Source organism: Meiothermus cerbereus DSM 11376 (genome assembly GCF_000620065.1).
GTDB classification, from domain to species: Bacteria; Deinococcota; Deinococci; order Deinococcales; family Thermaceae; genus Meiothermus; species Meiothermus cerbereus.
This window is the reverse complement of sequence record NZ_JHVI01000004.1, coordinates 121834-139890: the sequence shown is the minus strand read 5'-3', so window position 1 is coordinate 139890 and position 18057 is coordinate 121834. Positions and strand designations below refer to the sequence as shown.

14 protein-coding genes are annotated in these 18057 nt (G+C 60.3%); 8 read left to right on the top strand and 6 right to left on the bottom strand.

Annotated elements, in window-relative coordinates:
* The first annotated feature begins 19 nt into the window (after positions 1–19).
* On the top strand, positions 20–1690 hold the full coding sequence (locus tag Q355_RS0101965; RefSeq protein ID WP_027876239.1) for a glycerol-3-phosphate acyltransferase: 1671 nt from the start codon (positions 20–22) through the stop codon (positions 1688–1690).
* Positions 1691–1693: 3 nt separating this feature from the next.
* Here Q355_RS0101965 and Q355_RS0101960 read toward each other — a convergent pair whose 3' ends face one another.
* Positions 1694–2446, bottom strand: a complete 753-nt coding sequence (locus tag Q355_RS0101960; RefSeq protein WP_051529265.1) for an ABC transporter permease — start codon at positions 2444–2446, stop codon at positions 1694–1696.
* The gene (locus Q355_RS0101955; RefSeq protein WP_027876237.1) at positions 2439–3356 is read right to left on the bottom strand and encodes an ABC transporter ATP-binding protein; all 918 of its coding nucleotides are present in this window, start codon (positions 3354–3356) and stop codon (positions 2439–2441) included. The genes Q355_RS0101960 and Q355_RS0101955 overlap by 8 nt, the downstream gene beginning before the upstream one ends.
* A 600-nt stretch (positions 3357–3956) precedes the next feature.
* On the opposite strand from Q355_RS0101955, the gene mqnB reads away from it, so the two are divergent.
* The 6 genes from mqnB to murJ all read left to right on the top strand — a co-directional run bounded on the left by mqnB (position 3957) and on the right by murJ (position 11913).
* A complete protein-coding gene (gene mqnB, locus Q355_RS0101950; protein WP_027876236.1) occupies positions 3957–4625 on the top strand; it encodes a futalosine hydrolase in 669 nt (222 codons plus the stop codon).
* Positions 4622–5224, top strand: coding sequence for a cyclase family protein (locus Q355_RS0101945; protein ID WP_027876235.1), 603 nt, complete (start codon positions 4622–4624; stop codon positions 5222–5224). Before mqnB ends, Q355_RS0101945 begins: the two co-directional genes overlap by 4 nt.
* 82 nt (positions 5225–5306) lie before the next feature.
* A complete protein-coding gene (locus Q355_RS0101940) occupies positions 5307–6224 on the top strand; it encodes a DUF1385 domain-containing protein (protein WP_051529264.1) in 918 nt (305 codons plus the stop codon).
* 112 nt (positions 6225–6336) lie between these two features.
* Positions 6337–7497, top strand: coding sequence for a metallophosphoesterase family protein (locus Q355_RS0101935; protein WP_027876233.1), 1161 nt, complete (start codon positions 6337–6339; stop codon positions 7495–7497).
* Between the two features lie 8 nt (positions 7498–7505).
* Positions 7506–10220, top strand: a complete 2715-nt coding sequence (locus Q355_RS0101930) for an AAA family ATPase (protein WP_027876232.1) — start codon at positions 7506–7508, stop codon at positions 10218–10220.
* Between the two features lie 190 nt (positions 10221–10410).
* On the top strand, positions 10411–11913 hold the full coding sequence (murJ, locus tag Q355_RS0101925) for a murein biosynthesis integral membrane protein MurJ (protein ID WP_084496004.1): 1503 nt from the start codon (positions 10411–10413) through the stop codon (positions 11911–11913).
* Between the two features lie 168 nt (positions 11914–12081).
* Here the strand turns inward: murJ and hspR are convergent, their stop codons facing one another.
* A complete protein-coding gene (hspR, locus tag Q355_RS0101920) occupies positions 12082–12804 on the bottom strand; it encodes a heat shock protein transcriptional repressor HspR, fused homodimer type (protein ID WP_027876230.1) in 723 nt (240 codons plus the stop codon).
* A 140-nt stretch (positions 12805–12944) separates the two neighbouring features.
* On the bottom strand, positions 12945–14675 hold the full coding sequence (locus Q355_RS0101915) for an NAD-dependent malic enzyme (RefSeq protein ID WP_027876229.1): 1731 nt from the start codon (positions 14673–14675) through the stop codon (positions 12945–12947).
* A 241-nt stretch (positions 14676–14916) separates the two neighbouring features.
* On the opposite strand from Q355_RS0101915, the gene Q355_RS0101910 reads away from it, so the two are divergent.
* The gene (locus Q355_RS0101910) at positions 14917–15906 is read left to right on the top strand and encodes a malate dehydrogenase (RefSeq protein WP_027876228.1); all 990 of its coding nucleotides are present in this window, start codon (positions 14917–14919) and stop codon (positions 15904–15906) included.
* Positions 15907–16109: 203 nt separating this feature from the next.
* Here Q355_RS0101910 and Q355_RS0101905 read toward each other — a convergent pair whose 3' ends face one another.
* Positions 16110–16625, bottom strand: a complete 516-nt coding sequence (locus Q355_RS0101905) for a phosphoribosyltransferase (RefSeq protein ID WP_027876227.1) — start codon at positions 16623–16625, stop codon at positions 16110–16112.
* A gap of 95 nt (positions 16626–16720) precedes the next feature.
* On the bottom strand, positions 16721–17947 hold the full coding sequence (locus Q355_RS0101900) for an aspartate kinase (RefSeq protein ID WP_027876226.1): 1227 nt from the start codon (positions 17945–17947) through the stop codon (positions 16721–16723).
* Positions 17948–18057: the final 110 nt, after the last annotated feature.

Below are 18057 nucleotides of genomic sequence, written 5' to 3'. Positions count from 1 at the left end.
ATCTGGTAAGGTTGATCCGATGGTTTTTGTGTTGGCAATCCTGTCTTACGTAATTGGCGCTTTGCCCCTGGGCTACTGGGCCATTCGCCGCCTCACCGGGCAGGACCCGCGCCTGGCCTCGGCCTATAACCTGGGCCTCGAGAACACCCTCAAACGCCTGGGCACCGTCCCGGCCCTGCTGGCCTGGGGCCTGGACTTCCTCAAGGGTCTCCTGGCGGTCTGGCTGGGGGGGCAGTGGGGCCTGTCCTGGGCCGTTGTTTTTGCGCTGCTGGTCTACCTGGGACACCTGTATCCCCCCCGGCTTTTTTCCGAGGGTGCCCTCTTGCGGGGGCGGGGGGCCGGGGTGCTGGTAGGCATCGTCTTCGGGCTGTACCTGAGCGGCCTCGCCTACTGGCTCACCTTGGCAGTCTTTCTGGTCGCGGTACTGGCGCTTTTGTGGGGCCGCTATGCTTCGCTGGCCGTGATCGGAATACCGGCCACACTGGCCCTTCTGCTCACCCTCGAGCCCATCACAGCCTGGGCCAAGCTGGCAGCCTGGACACTGCTACTGGCTACCCTCTGGCGCTACAAGGAAAACATCGGGCGGATGCTGGAGGGCACCGAGCCCCGCCTGGGCGAGCCGCCGCCGCTGCCCTCGGAAAAACAGGTGGTATGCGCCTTCATGATCCACCCCCTGACCATAGACGACCTCTTCCAGAGCCCCCGTTTTCGCTGGGCCAGGGCACTGGTGAAGCGGGGCCTGGTCTCCCAAGCCCTGGTGGAAAACCTGGCCGAGGCCATAAGGCCCATGAAGGTGGGCGAGCTGCGCGGGGTCAAAACCGCCGATGGGCGGGAGATCCGCTGCCACCTCATCTCAGCGCCCCTGTTGCCCCACCAGATTACCGGCAAGCCCGAGCTGGCCACGCAGCGGGCCATCCAGGGGGCACGGCTGGCCAAAGAGCTGGGCTGCACGGTGGTGGGGTTGGGGGCCTTCTGGAGCGTGGTGGGCGATAAGGGCAAAATGGTGCAGGAGGCCGTGCCGGAGATCGAGGTGACCAACGGCGGGGCCTATACCGCCGGGACCGTCAAGGCGGCTATACCGGGTATCCTGGCCCACTTCGAGCAGACCGGGCGCAAGCTCAAAGATGCAACGGCTGCGGTGGTGGGGGCCAATGGGGTGGTGGCCTTTGGCATCGCCCGTCAGATTGCCCCGCTGGTGGGTAGGTTGATTCTGGTAGGGCGGAACCTGGAGCGCCTGGAAAAGAGCGCCAGCACCCTTAAGCAGAACCTCGAGCGCAAGGGACAGCCGGTACCCGAAATTGTAACCACCCTGGAGATGGCCGCCATCCGCGAGGCCGACCTGGTCTTTACCGCCACCTCCGACCCCCAGCCGGTCATCTTCCCCCAGCATGTAAAGCCTGGGGCCTGGATCTACGACGAAGGGGTGCCCCCCGACGTGGACGAATCGGTAAAAGAGGTACCAGGGGTGCGGGTGATTCCGGGCGGTGTGGTGCGGCCTCCGGGGGCCATGACCGGCAACCTCGACCTGCACTTTGGCGAAGGGGCAGTACCGGCCTGCCTGGCCGAGACCATGATTCTGGCCGCCGAGCAGGCCTACGAGCGCAAGAGCCTGGGGGGCGAGACCAAAAGCGAGAACATCCAGTTTTTTGTGGAGCGGGCCGAGGCGCTGGGGTTTCGAGTGGTGGACTAAAGCTTACTCGTGCCCCAGGAGACCGCGCTTTCTGGCTTCCAGGTCGGCGCTCTGGAACAAAAACACTCCCAGGCTATAAAGCGCTACCGTTTCCACCGCCAAAAGCAGCCACCTTAAGCCTTCTACCACACCACCTTGCAGCAGCTCGCGGAAGATGCTCGCTCCCAGTACCAGGGGGAACCACTCGAGCTGCGGCAGTTCGGCGATGACAGCGGGAAAAATAAGCAACTTTAACAGCAGAAGGGCGCTGCTTGTTTCTTTGAAAAGCAGCTCCACTGCTCCCAGCGCCAGACCCAGGCCCAGCGCAGCGATAAGGAAAAGAACAAAGGCCGGGAGCAACTGCCAGCTCAGGGTGTAGTTAATTTGGCTCAGATGTGCCAGGACAAAGAAGAGTATCGCAAACTGAAAAAGGTTTTGCCCAAAACGGGCCAGGGTCTGCACCACAAAGAAAGCAGTCAAGCCATGCCCCGACAAAACCATGTTCTCGAGGGTGCCCGACTTGGCTTCTTTAGAGATCTGGTTGGAGAGGCTGCTTACAACACCCAACGCAATTAATCCCAACAGATACCCCACCAGGAGTCTGGAAACCTGAGCAGGATTGGCACCCGAAACCCCCGATATCTGGGCCACCCCTAGCAGCAAATAGAAGATAAGTCCGACTAGAACAAGGCCCAGCACAAACTGAAGTGGATAGCGCACCTGCTCCAGCCAGGCTCGCTGTAACTCAGCAATAAACAAGATGAACAGCCTACGCACGCCTGGCCTCCTTTTTTAGGGTATAGGCCCTGAAAATCTCTGCCAGCTCAACCTCACGCTTCTCTATGGACCTCAGCGGTCTGGGTTGCAACCTATCCATCAGCTCATATAGCTCCCCTGGGTGATTAAGGGTTACATCGAGCACCAGGCCTGTCTCATCCAGCGAGTGAATGAAGGGCAAACTGGGTAAACTGACCGGCTCTTTGAAAGTAACCCGATAGGTTTGAAGGTCAAACATCTGCAAAAGGTCTTGCTTGGGTTTGTCCAGAACAATTTTTCCATCCGAAAGAATGGCCACCCGTGTACAAAGCCTCGCCGCAACCTCCATTTGGTGGGTGGTTAGCAGAATGCCCTTTCCGGCTTTGGCCATCGCTAGGATTTGCTCCTCCAGCACCTCAGCTGCATCAATATCCAAACCAAGCGTAGGCTCATCGAGCAAAACAAAAGGTGGGTCGTGGACAATGGCATTGGCGAAGGCCATTTTTGAAAGCATCCCCTTCGAGAGGGTTTGAGCCGGCGCATTGCGCTTTTCCCACAGCCCAAGCATATCCAAAAGGTATTTGGCCCGCTCTGTGGCTGCACGACGCGACATGCCCCGCACCGTAGAGGTATACACCAGGTTTTCAAAAACCGACAGACGCGGGAAAAGGCCGCGGTTGGTGTCGATCAAAGCACCCAGTTGCGCCATGTACTCTTGTTGTCCAAACCTAAAGCCGTTGATACGTACAGAGCCAGCATCCGGAATCACCAGGCCGCATATCGTGCGTATGGTGGTGGTCTTACCGCTCCCGTTACGGCCCAGCAGGGCAACCACTTCACCGGCTTGCACCTGAAAGGAAATCTCCTCGAGCACATGCACAACATTGCGTAATGAGCGGTAGGTTTTTTTGACCGAGTCGACGATTAACACTTTTTCACCTTTTTACGTAAATGGAGGGTTGTTGGGAGAGTTCCCAACAACCTCTTCAACAGAAGCTAAACCTAAAGAGCTTGCCCTAGCACCAACCCAAGAGACAAAAGATGTGATCGAGGAGCGCGATGATGTATTCTTTCATTTGATCCCCTTTATCGTCTTAAACCACACGTCAAGTGGCTACAGCGCACGATTAACGACCGTTTGAGTACGATCTAGCAGTTGGGAGAGTAGAGACAATAGAGCGCATATGCTATGTTGTAAATGAAATCGAAGATTCCCACGGTTCAACCTCCCTTCTACTTTTACTCAAGACCTCCGACAACCTAACAACCATTGCTGAAGAAGCAGATCACCTCGGCAATGAGCCGAATTATAAACTCACGCACAGCACACCTCCTCAAACAGGTTATTAAACTGTATCTAAAATCGGCTTTGAGGTACTTTAGAGGTCGAACTTCTTGCAATTTAGAGCAATTTCACCTCCTTTGAGCGCTCAAACAGATACATACCACCATTTTTTTTTGACAATCCCTTCTCTATTTTTTGAACTAAGTCTAACTTTTCGATGAGTGCTAAGCTAGTAAAACCTTGGATATGCCAGCCAGAACCTTGCTCCTGCTCTCCCCCACGCGCCTCGAGGCCCCCTTCCTGAAGGGCCGGGCGTTCAGTTTCCACGGACGGGCTGGCCTGCGCGGGGAGGGCTGGGTCTGGCTCGAGTGCGGCATCGGCAAGGCCAACACCGCCGCTACCCTGGCCGCCTTTACCCAGCGGCGCAGGTTTGGGCGGGTGCTGCTGTTTGGCATCGCCGGGGCCTACCCCGATGCAGGGCTGGCGCTGGGCGAGTGTGCGCTGGCCGAGCGGGAGATCCAGGCCGACCTGGGCATCAAGGACGGCGGCATGAAGGGGATGGGCTTCCCCACCCTGGTGGTGGGGGGCCAGCCCTACCACAACCGCTTTCCCCTGGACAAAGCCTTCACCGCCGAGCTAAAACAGCAGTTGGGCCTGCCCGCCAAGCAGTTCCTCACCCGCGACCTGGTCTCGGAGAACCCCAGCGAAGCCCGGCAGCTCGCACGCAAATGGGAGGCCGAGCTCGAGAACATGGAGGGCGCGGCCTTCGCCCAGACCTGCTTGTGGCTGGGGCTGGCCGGGGCCGAGTTGCGGGCGGTCTCGAACGTAGCCGGGGTGCGCGACAAGTCGCAGTGGCGCCTCCGGCAGGCGGTGGAGGCCCTCGAGCGCCAGGTGTTGCGTATTATCGGATCATGATCGACATTACCCGCCCCATCTACCCCGGCGTTCCGGTCTGGCCGGGCGATACCCCGTTTAGCTACCAACTGGTCGCGCGCATTGCCGAGGGTGACAGCGTGAACGTGGGCAAACTTACCTCCACCACCCACCTGGGCACCCACCTCGATGCACCCTGGCATTACGTGGACGAGGGCGGCAAACTGGAAACGGTTCCGCTGGAGGTGCTCATGGGCCCCTGCCGGGTGGTAGATGCGCGTGGACAAGCGGCGCTCACGGCTGATTTTCTCAAAACCATCCAACTCGCCGAGCGCACCCTGTTCTTCACCGGGCAGCCCAATATCTGGCAGAGCTTCCCCCACACCTTCATGCACGTGCTACCCGAGGCCGTTCGGTACATGGCCGCGCAGGGTGTTCGGCTCTACGGTACCGACTGCCCCAGCGTAGACCCCCTCACCTCCAAAGACCTGCCCGCCCATAAGGCTTTTGCCCAGGCCGGGATCTATATTGTGGAAGGGCTGGCCCTGGAGGGGGTGGCTGCGGGCAAGTACGAGCTCATCTGCCTGCCGCTAAAGCTCGAGGGGGCCGAGGCCGCGCCGGTGCGGGCTATTTTGCGGTAAGCACCTGCCTTTCTCATATCTTTCTGTGGTGCTGCTGCTCGAATACGCTAATATGGTTCGAATGAAGGTAGCATTGCCAGGTATGGGACTTTTTCGTAAGCTGGGGTTTTTTCTAAATCAGGCCGCCCTGGGGGGCAGTGCCGCCCTCGAGGGGGTCATGATGAAGGCCGCCGACGCCTGGGCGCTGGCGGTACGGCTGCCCAACGGTCAGATTCACGTAGAGCGCCACGAGGAAGAGGCCCTGACCAAAAAATACCCCTGGGCCCGGCTGCCCCTCATCCGGGGCGTGGTGGCGCTATGGGATGCCATGAGCATCTCCTACAAATCGCTCACGCGCAGCGGTGAGCTGGCCGGCGAAGAAGACGAAAAAATTTCCGGGGCGGCCATGTACGGCACCCTGGCGGTTTCGCTACTGATTGGCCTGGCCCTGTTTGTCTGGTTGCCGGCCCGGCTGGCGGGCTTGCTGGTGGACGAGGAGCGCTTTCGCTTTCTGTTCTACGTGGTGGCCGGCCTGTTCGAGACTGCCATCCTGATTGCGTATCTGGTGTTTATTGGTCGCATGAAGGACATGCAACGCTTCTTCATGTACCACGGGGCCGAGCACAAGGCCATCGCGGCGCACGAGAAGGGCCTCGAGCTCACCGTAGAAAACGTGCGGGCCCAGCCCGCCTACCATCCCCGCTGTGGCACCAGCTTTATCGCCTTTACCGCAGTGGTAGGGGTGTTTGTGTACAGCTTCTTCCCCCCCCTCACGGTGGCCTGGTACTGGATTTTCCCGCGCCTCTTGATGATTCCGGTGGTGGCGGCGGTCTCGTATGAGGTGCTGCGCTACTCCGCTGTTCACCACGACCCCCTCTCGAGGTTCTTCCGCTGGCTCGGCTTCAAGTTCCAGATGCTCACCGTGCGGGAACCCACCGACGATATGATCGAAGTCGCCATCGAAAGCACCAAAGCCGCCCTGGCCGAAAGGCCAAGCGAAAAGCCTATGGTGGTGGCGTAGGGCAGTTTTTCCAAGCCGTTCGTTTTGGTTTTTTCCAGCCCCCTGTGAAGCAAATCAAGGACATTTCTCAGGTAACGCTGCCCACAGAAGGCCAGTAAAGTACAATCAGCCCATGCGTATTCTGCACACAGCAGACTGGCACCTGGGCAAGGTGCTCAAAGGACGGGAGCGAACACCGGAAATTCGGCAGGCCTTGCAGCGGCTTTTGGAGCTGGTGCGCTCCGAGCGCATCGAGCTGGTGCTGGTGGCGGGCGATTTGTTCGACCGCAGCGTGGTATCCAGCGAGGCCGAAGCTGCTGCCTTCGAGTTTTTTGTGGGCTTGCGCGCGCTGGGGGTTCCGGCGCTGGTGATTGCCGGCAACCACGACAGCCGCGAGCGCCTCGAGGCCCTCTCTCCCCTGCTCTCCCTCACCGGGGCCACCGTGTTTGGCAACCTGCGCTTTGCCGAGCAGGGCGGGGTGGTGGAGGCCCTGGGGGCCAGGGTAGCGCTGCTGCCCTTTTTGTCGGAGCGGCGGCTGGTCAAGACCGGCGACCTGCTGCAAGGCGATAGCGCAGATTGGAAAAGAACCTATGGCTCCAGCATGAGCCTCGTTCTGCAGAACCTGGCCCAGGGCTTTGGCCCTGACCTCAACCTGCTGATGGCCCACCTGACCGTGGAGGGGGGCCAGCTCGGGGGCGGCGAGTTTACCTTCCACACCACCAACAGCTACGCCATTCCCAAGAGCGCCTTTCCCCTGAGCCTGAGCTACGTGGCCCTGGGCCACCTGCACCGCCAGCAGCAGGTCTGTGAGGCTCCTCTGGCCTGGTATGCGGGCTCCCTCATCCAGCTCGACTTTGGCGAGAGCGAGAACGGCGACCGGGGGGCCCTGATTGTGGAGCTAAAGCCAGGTTTGCAGCCCCAGGTACATCCCGTAAAGGAGCGCTGGGGCAGGCCGCTCAAAACCTTCCGGGTCAGCCGGGAGTGGCTGGATCGGCGCTGGGAGGAGATTCGGGCTTTCCCTGGCTATAGCAAGGTGGTGATCGAAGGCAAAGGCAACCCCGCCTTGCGCGAGCGCTTGTTCAAGGAGCTGCCAAACCTGCTCGAGGTCGAGTTCCACACCCCAGAAGCAGACACAAAAGGCCCGGTGGTGGTAGATACCGAAAATCTGGACTGGGTAGAGGCTTATGCCGAGTACCGCCGAACCATCACCACCAAGGAAGCAAGTCCCGAACTTCTAGCCGCTTTCAAGCAAACCTTTGAAGAGGTTCACACCATTAGCGATCAGGCGCACTGAATGCTGCTATGCGACCCATCAAACTGCTCCTCGACGGATTTGGCCCCTATGCCCAAGCGCAAACGGTCGACTTCAACCCCGATCTGGGTCTGTTTGCCATCACCGGCCCCACCGGCGCGGGCAAAAGCACCCTGCTCGACGCCATCACCTATGCCCTCTACAAGGCCACCCCACGCATCGGCGCGACCGGCCTGAAGGACCTCAAACACCCCCAGGCCGACGCAGCCAGGGTAGAGCTCACTTTTGCCGTCGGTGAACAGCTCTGGCGGGTGGTGCGGGTGGTGGGCAAGGAAAACCAGAACCGCCTCGAGTTCCATCAGAACGACGCATGGCGAATCCACCCGGCCTCGGAAAAGGTGCGGGAGCTCGATGCCAAACTGGCCGAGATTCTGGGCATGGACTACGATACCTTTACCCGGGCCATTTTGCTGCCGCAGGGCCAGTTCGACCTGTTTTTGCGGGGCTCGCCCAAAGAACGGCGCGAAACCCTGATCAAGCTCTACGGCCTGGAAACCCTCAAGGCCATGCGGGAGCGGGTAATGGGCCGGCTCGAGGATCTGAAAAAGCAAAAAGCCCGCCTGGAAGGGGAGCTGGCCGCCCTGGCCGAGGCCGAGGAAGAGCGCCTGGGGGCGCTGCGAGACGAAATCGCAGCCCTCGATCAAAGCGAGCGCGCGCTCACCCAAAAGCTGCAAGAGGCCGAGCGAACCCTCAAGAAGCTCGAGGAGCTGGTGGGGCTATGGGGTGAGCTGGAGTCCTGGCGCCGCCGCCAGCAAACCTGGGAAAACGAGCGACCCCGCATCGCCGAGGTGGCCGCCCGGCTTGCGCGGGCCCAACAAGCCGAGCGCATCTGGCCGCAGGTCGAGGCAATCCAGCAAGCGGAAGCCGAGCTGCAACAGAAACAGCAAGCCCTGGGGCAAGACCAGTCGAAGCTGGAAAAGCTCGAGGCCAAGTTTGGCGACCTTCGCGCCAGGTACCAGTCCGAAAAGCACCAGGCGCTGGAGCAGCAAATGCACCAGCTTCCCTTGCTGCGCTCGAAGGAGGCCAGCCTCAAGCGCTACGGCGGCAGCCTGGGTTTGCGCCACCCCCACCCGCTGCCCTTCGACGAAGACCGCCTCGACCAGCTGCGCGACGCTGAGCGGGTGTTTGCCGAGCTAGAAAAGGCCCGCATCGGCGCACAGCGTGCCCAGGCCCGCCTACAAGAGGCTGAGCAGGAATTGCAACAGGCGCAGACCCTAAGCGCTGAACTCAAACAGAACCTTGCGGCCCTGGCCGATACCGGCAAGCAGCACAAAGCCAGGCTGGAGGAAGCCAAGCAGGCCCTCGAGCGCGAGAAGCTTCAGCAGGGCCTGGGGCTGTACCACGCCCACCTAAAGCAGGGGGAGCCCTGCCCCCTCTGCGGGCATCCCGTCGAGAACCTGCCCCCGCCCAAGCCCCAGGCCGATCTGCAAGCCCTGGAGGCCCAGGTCGAGCACCTGGAAACCACCCTTGGCGAGCTAAGGGCCCAGTATGCGGCTACCCAGCAGCGCCTCAAAGACCTGGAAGAACGCCTGCCCCGGCTGCAAGAACAGCTAGACAAGCTGCGCGCCGAGGCCGAAGAAGCCCGCAAAGCCCACGCCGAGCTGGAGGCCCAGGCCCAAGCCCTGGGCAGCCCCGAGCAGGTCAGGGAAGAGCGCACCCGGCGCCTTGCGGCCCTGGCCGAAGAGGTTCGAACCATCACCGGGGGTAAGGAGGTTGCGGCTTACGTGAAGTGGCTCGAGCAAGAGCTCCAGACCCTGCGGGACTTGAAGCAAGAGATCGACCGGCTCGAGGCCCAGGTTGCCGAGCTAAAAGGCAAAATCCAGAGCCAGGCCGAGGTGGTGCGGGTGCTGAACCTGGCCCGCCAGCGGGAAAGCCTGCTAGCCCTGCTGCGCGCAGCCAACTTCGACAGCCTCGAGGCGGCCCGGAGCGCCCGCCTGAGCCCAGAAGAAATGGAGGCGCTGCAAAAGCGGATCAAAGAAGACGAGCTCGAGGGGGCCCAGATCGCCAGCAACCTGGGGGCGCTGGAGGAAAAACTAAGAGGCCAGCCCCCCATCACCCCGGATCAGGTAACCGAACAGCGCAGCCTCAAAGACAGCCTCGAGCGGGAGCTCGATGCGATCAAGAAAAGCCTGGGCGGCAAGAGGAGCGACCTAAAGCGCTTGGAAGAGCAGCTAAAGCGCAAGCGCCAGCTCCTCCAGGAAAAAGCTGAGTTGGACAAGCAAATCGACCTCTGGGAGCAGCTCGCGGGCGACCTCAAGGGCGACCGCTTCCAGGACTTTTTGCTCGAGCGCTACCAGTCCGGGCTTTTGGGCCGAGCTTCCCAGCTGATCGCTTCCCTCTCGCAAAACCGCTATAGCCTGCAGCTCGAGGATGGTGAGTATTTTGTATTCGACCGCTGGACCGATGCCCTGCGGCCAGTGCGCACCCTTTCGGGGGGCGAGAGTTTCATGGCCAGCCTATGCCTGGCCCTCTCACTCTCGGAGCACCTCTCGCGCGGCAGAATCGGGGCACTTTTCCTTGACGAAGGCTTTGGTACCCTGGACGGCGAAACCCTAGAGCAAGTAGCCGGGGTGCTCGAGGCCCTGCCCACCCAGGGCCGCCTGGTGGGCATCGTGACCCACGTCGAAGCCCTGGCCGAACGCCTGCCTGCCCGCCTGGAGGTCTACAAATCGCCTGCAGGCAGTCAAGTGCGCTGGAGAGATTGATCTGCAACAGCTCGAAAAGCCAGGGTGCTCTGACAATCCCCAACGGAACGATTCAGGCGGGGTTCATATGAGCAGCCCAGCCCGGCGCAAAATCTAGCCGCATTCCTTCGGTTGGTTTTCCCGGCCAAAAACCAAACCCATCTGGTATAAATCCCTTTGGAAGCATTCGAGGCGCCAACCCCCCATCCATATGTCACGCATCCTTCGCAACACCTTTTTGGTCATGGCCGGCACCCTTTCCAGCCGGCTTTTGGGCCAGGTACGCCAGACCATCCTCACCAACCTGCCACTGCCGGATGTCATCAAAGATGCCTTCTGGGTGGCTTACCGTATTCCCAACCTGCTGCGCGAGCTGCTGGCCGAGGGGGCCATTCAAAACGCCCTAATCCCGGTACTGACCAGCCTCCCACCCCAAGAATCCCGTGTGTTCGCCCGGCGTTTTGGTGCGTTTTTGCTGGGCATCAATCTGGTGATTCTGGGTCTGGGCCTGCTCTTTGCCCCCCAGGTTGCCCATGCCCTGCTGTGGCTCGCCGAGCTTTCCCTGGCCCAGGCCAGCCCCCTGCGCGACCCGACGGTTTTTGAGCAGTTGGTGCTCCTGGTTCGCCTGGTGATGCCCTTTTTGCTCTCCATCTCAATGGCTTCGCTGTTTTCTTCGGTGCTTCAGTCGGGTGAGCGCTTCGGTATTACCAGCTTCAGCCCGATGGCCTTCAACGTGGGTTCTATAGCGCTGATGCTGCTTTTTCCAGACAGCGTGGTGGCTTTGGGCTTATCGGTCGCGCTGGGGGGGGCTTTACAGGCCCTGGTACAGCTCCCTGCCCTCAAAGGGTACCGGCTCGAGTTCAAATGGCACCCGGCCTTCCGCCTAGCCCTGGCCCGGATTGGCCCCTTTGCCTTCACCACCTCGGTGCGGCAGTTTTTGAACCTGGTTCTGTTGAGCATTCTAGCTGCCTACCCCTCAGCAGCCGTCACGGGCTTCCAAAACGGTGAGCTCATCTTTACTACCGCGCTGGGCCTGCTGGCCGTCTCACCCGCTATGGCCGCTTTCCCCCGTCTGTCTGCGCTGGCAGGTGGCCAGAACGTGCCCGCAGCCCGCGAGCTGCTCCACCGTATCATGGCCCGGCTGGCGGTGCCCCTGGCCTTCGCGGCAGCCATGATGGTGGCGCTGGCCCCCTGGATTGTAGGCCTGCTCTACGCCATTACCGCCAACTTCTCCGAGGCCAACCGAACCTTTACCACCCAGACCGTGATGGCCCTGGGCCTGGCCCTGCTCCCCTGGGGCTTAAACCAGTTGCTGCTGCGGGGTTTCTATGCAGTGGGGAAGGTAAGCCAGGCCGTGCGGGTTACGGTAGTGGTGGCGCTGCTCAACACCTTTGGCTATTGGCTGCTGCGCGAGCAGGGCTTGTTTGTGTTGAACCTGGCTACAGTGGTCGCAGGCTGGCTGGGCCTGGCTCTTTATGCCCGGCAGTTGCAAGCTTTTCAGATGGCAGCGCAGGCCGAGGTGTGGGGAATGGTCGCAAAAACCATCCTGGCAGCCGCACCGGCAGGCTGGGTGGCTTACCTGGTAGCGGCACACTTTGGCCTCCCAGCATTTTTTTTGCAAAACATCCCCCCGCTCATCCTTGGGGGGCTGGCAGGTCTGGGGGTGTTTATTGGGCTGGCCTATGCCTTGCGGCTCCCGCTGAGGCTTCGTTAGAGCGGTCTTCAACGGGAAGGGTGCCATCCCAATCAAGAAGAAGACCATTTCAGGCGTATCTTTTGCCGCTGGGAAACTCGAAAACATGCGTCGTTTTTGGGCAGCGGCAAAAAAGCGACGACCACCATAGCGCAGCCTGGCTGGGCCCTGAATTTCCAGTGCAGCAGTTCAGCCTGCCGAGGATCTGGCTTTCTTCTGCACCTCGCCTTTTTCCTGCTTGAGTTCACGCAACAAGGCCAGGCGCAGGCGGGCTATTTCCGACTCCAGACGGTTTTGCTGGATGTCCAGCTCATCCCGCAGGCGGATGATCTCCTCCACCCCGGCCAGGTTGACCCCCAGCTCCTGGGTCAGGCGGCGAATCTCCCGCAGCTTTTCCACATCTCGCTCGGAGTACAGGCGGGTTTTGCCTGAGGTGCGGCTGGGCGCAACCAGGCCCTCCCGCTCGTAGAGCCGCAGGGTCTGGGGGTGCATGCCCACCAGTTCTGCGGCCACCGAGATGATGTAGACGGGCCGCTCTTTATCGTCGGTCTTTCTGCTTTTTTCGCCAGGAGGTGGTAGAGCTGGGGGCGTCTTGAGGGCCTCGAGCTTATCCCCTAGCTCCTGCTTCAATCGCTCGGCCTCCTCTCGAAACCGCTGCTCGAGCGCCCACAACTCGTCGCGCAGCTTCATGATCTCCTCCACCCCGGCCAGGTTGACCCCCAGCTCCTGGGTCAGGCGACGAATCTCCCGCAGCTTTTCCACATCCCGTTCTGAATACAGCCGGGTTTTGCCGCCCGAGCGCTTGGGCTGAATCAGACCTTTGCGCTCGTACAGGCGCAGGGTCTGGGGATGCATATCCACCAGTTCGGCAGCAACCGAAATGATGTATACCGGGCGGTCTTTCTTGTCCATATATAAACCGGGCTAAAAGCCCTTGACACCTTAAGTATACGAAAATCTACAGGTTTTATGTCAGTAATGCGCAGAAGGCCCACCTGTGAATGCTGAGTTGAGCGTATTCAAGCCCGCGATCCAACCCCCATATGGGGTTACTAGGCCTTGGTCGCCATCTTGTAGGGCAGATACCGCGGCTGCCAGAACCGCTCCGCCACATAGGCCTGGATGGCCTCCATGCTGAGCCCCTTCAGGCGCTCTTCGCGGGCCAAACCCTCCTTCATGGCCTGGCGAATCACCCTCGAGGCCACATACTGACTCACCTCACGCAACTCGGAGGTGGGCGGGTATACCCGGTCGGGGTGGTGCTTGCTGGTGTAGTCGTAAAGGGCGTAGGCCGCCTCCAGCACCATGGCGTCGGAGACTTCTTTAGCCTTAGAGAGTACCGTACCAAAACCTAGCCCTGGGAACACAAAGGCGTTGTTCCCCTGGCCGATTGGGTAAACCTGGCCGTCCAACTCCACCGGGGCAAAGGGACTCCCGGCAGCCACCAGCGCCTTGCCCCGCGTCCAGCGCAAAATTTCCTCCGGAAACGCCTCCGACGAGCTGGTGGGGTTGGATAACGGAAAGATAATGGGGCGCTCGGCGTTGGCCTGCACCGCCTGCACGATGGGTTCGGTAAACGACCCCACCTGGCCAGAAAGCCCCAACAAGACGGTAATCTTCGCGTTCACCACTGTTTCGTACAGGTTGGGCGCCTCGCCCGCGATGGGCCAGTCCTGAATCAGGGCCGGGTCTTTGGCGAACTTTTGCTTGTAGGCTTCCATGCTGCGGTTGCAGAGCAGCAAGCCCTTGGAGTCGAGAACAAACAGGTGCTCTAAGGCCTCTGCCTCGCTCAGGCCCTCGCGCATAAGGCCTTCGAGCAAGGCCTGGGCCACGCCAATGCCCCCCGCCCCGGCCCCATAAACCAGGATGCGCTGGTCGGAAAGGCGCTGACCATTAATCCGACAAGCCGAGAGCACCCCCGCCAGCGTGACCGCTCCGGTACCCTGGATGTCGTCGTTGAAGGAGGGCAGCACCTTGCGGTAGCGCTCGAGCACAGTAAAAGCCGTGTCCTTGCCAAAGTCTTCCCACTGCATGACCGCGTTGGGGTAGCGCTTGCAGAAAGCCTCCACAAAGCGATCCATAAAGGCGAAGTATTCATCCCCCGAAAGCCTGCGGTGGCGCACCCCCAGGTAGAGCGGGTCGTTGATCAGGTCGGCCCGGTTGGTGCCCACGTCGAGCTCGATAGGGAGGGCTTTGTCGGGGCCCAGACCCCCGGCAGCGGTATAGATGGAAAGTTTGCCGATGGAGATCGCCATCCCTCCAAAACCCTGGTCGCCGATGCCCAGAATGGCCGAAGAATCGGTGGCAACGGCCAGCCGCACATCGTTGAGGGGCACGTTGGAGAGGGCCTGCTCAATTTCGTGGATGTTGTCGGTGGAGGCCGTAAATCCCCGTGGATAGCGATAAATATGCGAGAACTGCTTGACCGCCTCGCCCACCGTAGGAGTATAGAGGATAGGGAGCATTTCGCTCATGTGGTCGGCGAAAAGGGCATAGAAAAGCACCTCGTTGCGGTCTTGCAGGTTGCGCAAAAAAATGTGTTTTTCCAGGTCGTTTTCGATCAGGCAGTAGCGCCGATAATTGCGCTGTTTTTGCTCCTCTAGGCTGGTCACGTGGGGGGGCAGGAGGCCCTCGAGCTTGAGGGCTTTGCGCTCTTCATGCGTAAAAGCCGTTCCTTTGTTCAAAAGGGGCAGCCCCAGCAAGAGCGATCCCTCGATAAATGGCTCCAGGTAGCGCTTACCTCGCTCATCGCGCTTCACATCGTAGTAGCGGCTCACGGTCATGTGGCAATGTTACGCCCAGAGGGTATTTGTGGTCTAGATGCAGGTTACATGCCGAGCCGCGCGCGGCTCAGGGCCACCTGGGGCTCGAGCTTCCCAATGGAAGCGGGCCTGATAAGCATTTTTTTGAAAACCCCTCAATGGTGTAACTACCCCCGACCTTTGTCCTTCGACATTGGGCCTTCGGCGCGTTATTATCGTGAACGGCAGAGATGGGTTACAACCCATTGAAAGGAGCTTTCAGATGAAGTCCCCTGTACGTGTCGCAGTTACTGGTGCAGCCGGTCAAATTGGCTATAGCTTGCTGTTCCGCATTGCCGCAGGCGAGATGCTCGGCAAAGACCAGCCGGTTATCCTGCAGCTCTTGGAGATTACCCCGGCCCTCAAGGCCCTGAATGGGGTCGTTATGGAGCTCGAGGACTGTGCTTTCCCCACCCTGGCAGGCATCGTACCCACCGACGATCCCAACATAGCTTTTGCCGACGCCGACTATGCCCTGCTGGTAGGGGCCATGCCCCGCAAACAAGGCATGGAGCGCGCCGACTTGCTCCAGGCCAACGGCGCCATCTTCACCGCCCAGGGCCGCGCTCTTTCGGACAACGCCCGCAAAGATGTAAAGGTGCTGGTAGTAGGCAACCCAGCCAATACCAACGCCCTCATCACCTACAAAAACGCCCCCAACCTCTCGCCGCGTCAGATTCACGCCATGACCCGCCTCGACCACAACCGGGCCATCTCGCAGCTGGCGGCCCGCCTAAAGGTGCCCGTAAGCGAGATTAAGAAGATGACCATCTGGGGCAACCACTCCGTCACCCAGTACCCCGACCTGTTCCACTGCGAAGTTGGGGGCAGAAATGCCTACGAGCTGGTAGGCGACCACGACTGGTACGTCAATACCTACATTCCCAAAGTCGCCAAGCGCGGGGCTGAAATTATTGAAGCCCGCGGCGCTTCCTCGGCGGCCTCGGCAGCCAGCGCGGCCATCGACCACATGCGCAACTGGGCCCTGGGCACCCCTGAGGGCGACTGGGTCAGCATGGCTGTTCCCTCCGACGGCTCGTATGGCATCCCCGAAGGGCTGGTGTACAGCTACCCCTGTGTTTGCAAAGACGGCGACTTTGAAATTGTGCAGGGCCTGGATATCAACGAGTTCAGCCGCAGCAAGATGGACGCTACCGCCAGAGAGCTGGCCGAGGAGCGCGACGCGGTGCTGCAACTGGGCCTGATCAAGTAGTAGGAGCCTCCGCCCGTAGCAGCAATAGGGGGAAAACGCTCACCCGAACGCTTCGGGCGTTAGTCTTACGGCATTTTGCTATTTCCCCTTCGGGACAAACCAAGCGGGCCTCACCTCGGTAAGGCCCGCTTATCGCACCTTTCACAGCAATTCAAGTTGTGAGCGGCTAGTTAAATCTGCCCCTCCACCGCACTTGCCGTATTTCAGGCCTGGCTGGCCCCCTGGCCCAAGGTGGTCCAGCCCTGGGCCGGATCCCAGGGATACACAATCCAGGCCTCGGTCTCGGCAGCGTAGTAGTCGGGGCCGTCAGCGGGGAACTGACTTTTGCTGGGTTTGTAGTGCAAGACCGCTACCTGAGGACGTCCACCGGCCATCCGGATGCGCTCGCGCACCGCCACAGCCGTTTTACCCGAATCCCACACGTCGTCTACAACCAGTACCCGCTTACCATACAGCAAACTATCGGAGGGAAACTGGAGAAAAACAGGGTCTTTGATGGTCTCGCCCACATCAGTGTAAAACATCACAGCAGCAGTCAGAATGTTGCGCTGATCGGTGGCCTCGGAAACCAGGCAGGCCGGAATCATACCACCTCGAGTTACCGCCAGAATGCAGTCAAAGTCGTTGGGGTTGACCTGGCCCAGCAGCTTGGAAACCAGGTTGGTAATATCCTGCCAGCTCAGGTATTGTTTGCCAGAGTAGTTGGTGGTTTCACTCATATGACCCCCACAGGCGAGGAAAGATAAAAGGGGAAAGAGGAAAGAAAAGTCAAAAGCTCTGGATTTTCCTTTTCTCTTTCCACTTTTCTCGCCTGTTACTTTTCCACCGGCTTATCCAGCTCAAACGCGCTATGCACTGCGCGCAGGGCCGCTTCGGCGTACTGCGAGGGGATAATGGCCGAGATGCGCACCTCGCTGGTTGCAATCATGTCGATGTTGGCCCCGGCGCTAAAGAGGGCCTGGAACATCCGGGCCGGAATGCCGGGGGTCGAGGCCAGGGCCACCCCCACGATGGAAATCTTGCAGATGTCCCGGCGCAGCTGGGCCTCGCCGCCAATCTCGGCCAGAACGGGCTCGAGGGCCTCCAAGGCCTCTTCGACAAAGTCTTGGTTAACGGTAAAAGCCATCTGGGTTCGGCTGGCTTCGTGGCCGGGAACCCCCTGGATAATCATGTCTACGGCCACGCCTTTGCGGGCTAGGGCTTCAAAGACCCGGGCTGCAATGCCGGGCCGATCCGGAATGCCTATCAGACCGATCTGGGCAATTTCGTCGTCGAGGGCTACCCCCGTCACTGGGCGATCGAGTTCCATTCCATCCTCCGTAACAATGGTGCCAGGGTTATAGGAAAAGCTGCTGCGCACGTGGATTCTCACCCCATAGCGCTTGCCGTAGTAGACCGACCGGGGGTGCAGCACCCGCGCTCCCAGGGCCGCCATCTCCAGCATCTGGTCGTAGCCAATTTTGTTGAGTTTTTGCGCCTCAGGGATGGTGTGTGGGTCGGTGGTATAAACCCCTTCGGTGTCGGTAAAGATTTCGCACTCCCGCGCCCCCAGGGCCGCTGCCAGAGCAACTGCGGTGGTATCGGAGCCGCCGCGCCCCAGGGTAGTCAGTTCGCCTTCGGGGGTAGTGCCCATAAAGCCCGCCACCACCGCCACTTCTCCCCGGTTCAGGGCTTGCTGGATGAGGGTGGGCTCTACCCGCAAAATGCGGGCATCGCCGTAGCGCCCATCGGTAGTTATACCAATCTGGTGTTGGGTAAACCCCCGCGCTGGAATACCCATAGCGTTGAGCTGCATCGAAAGCAAGGCCACCGACTGCTGCTCGCCAATGGTGGTAAGCATGTCGAGTTCGCGCTGAGGCGGACGTTTGTTCACCCGCCTGGCCAGGGCAATCAGTTCGTCGGTCATACGACCCATGGCCGAGACCACCACCACAAGCTGGTGTCCTTTCTCGAGGTAGTGGTGGACGCGCTGGGCCACCTTGTGAATGCGCTCGAGGTCGCCCACGCTGGTTCCGCCATATTTTTGGACAATGAGGGCCATAGCTAGCAAAGAATGCTAACATGACTGCTGACGCTAGCCAATAGCAAAATGCCGCCCACCAGCACAGGCATAACAATGCCCAGGGAAAGCCCAGCGAACGAAGCTGCTTA

Bases quoted from the DNA above. Each gene is read 5' to 3' on its own strand.
- Q355_RS0101910 (WP_027876228.1), top strand. From the start codon at position 14,917: ATGAAGTCCCCTGTACGTGTCGCAGTTACTGGTGCAGCCGGTCAAATT.
- Q355_RS0101935 (WP_027876233.1), top strand. From the start codon at position 6,337: ATGCGTATTCTGCACACAGCAGACTGGCACCTGGGCAAGGTGCTCAAA.
- Q355_RS0101900 (WP_027876226.1), bottom strand. From the start codon at position 17,947: ATGGCCCTCATTGTCCAAAAATATGGCGGAACCAGCGTGGGCGACCTC.
- Q355_RS0101905 (WP_027876227.1), bottom strand. From the start codon at position 16,625: ATGAGTGAAACCACCAACTACTCTGGCAAACAATACCTGAGCTGGCAG.
- Q355_RS0101915 (WP_027876229.1), bottom strand. From the start codon at position 14,675: ATGACCGTGAGCCGCTACTACGATGTGAAGCGCGATGAGCGAGGTAAG.
- hspR (WP_027876230.1), bottom strand. From the start codon at position 12,804: ATGGACAAGAAAGACCGCCCGGTATACATCATTTCGGTTGCTGCCGAA.
- Q355_RS0101930 (WP_027876232.1), top strand. From the start codon at position 7,506: ATGCGACCCATCAAACTGCTCCTCGACGGATTTGGCCCCTATGCCCAA.
- mqnB (WP_027876236.1), top strand. From the start codon at position 3,957: ATGCCAGCCAGAACCTTGCTCCTGCTCTCCCCCACGCGCCTCGAGGCC.
- Q355_RS0101940 (WP_051529264.1), top strand. From the start codon at position 5,307: ATGGGACTTTTTCGTAAGCTGGGGTTTTTTCTAAATCAGGCCGCCCTG.
- Q355_RS0101965 (WP_027876239.1), top strand. From the start codon at position 20: ATGGTTTTTGTGTTGGCAATCCTGTCTTACGTAATTGGCGCTTTGCCC.
- Q355_RS0101945 (WP_027876235.1), top strand. From the start codon at position 4,622: ATGATCGACATTACCCGCCCCATCTACCCCGGCGTTCCGGTCTGGCCG.
- murJ (WP_084496004.1), top strand. From the start codon at position 10,411: ATGTCACGCATCCTTCGCAACACCTTTTTGGTCATGGCCGGCACCCTT.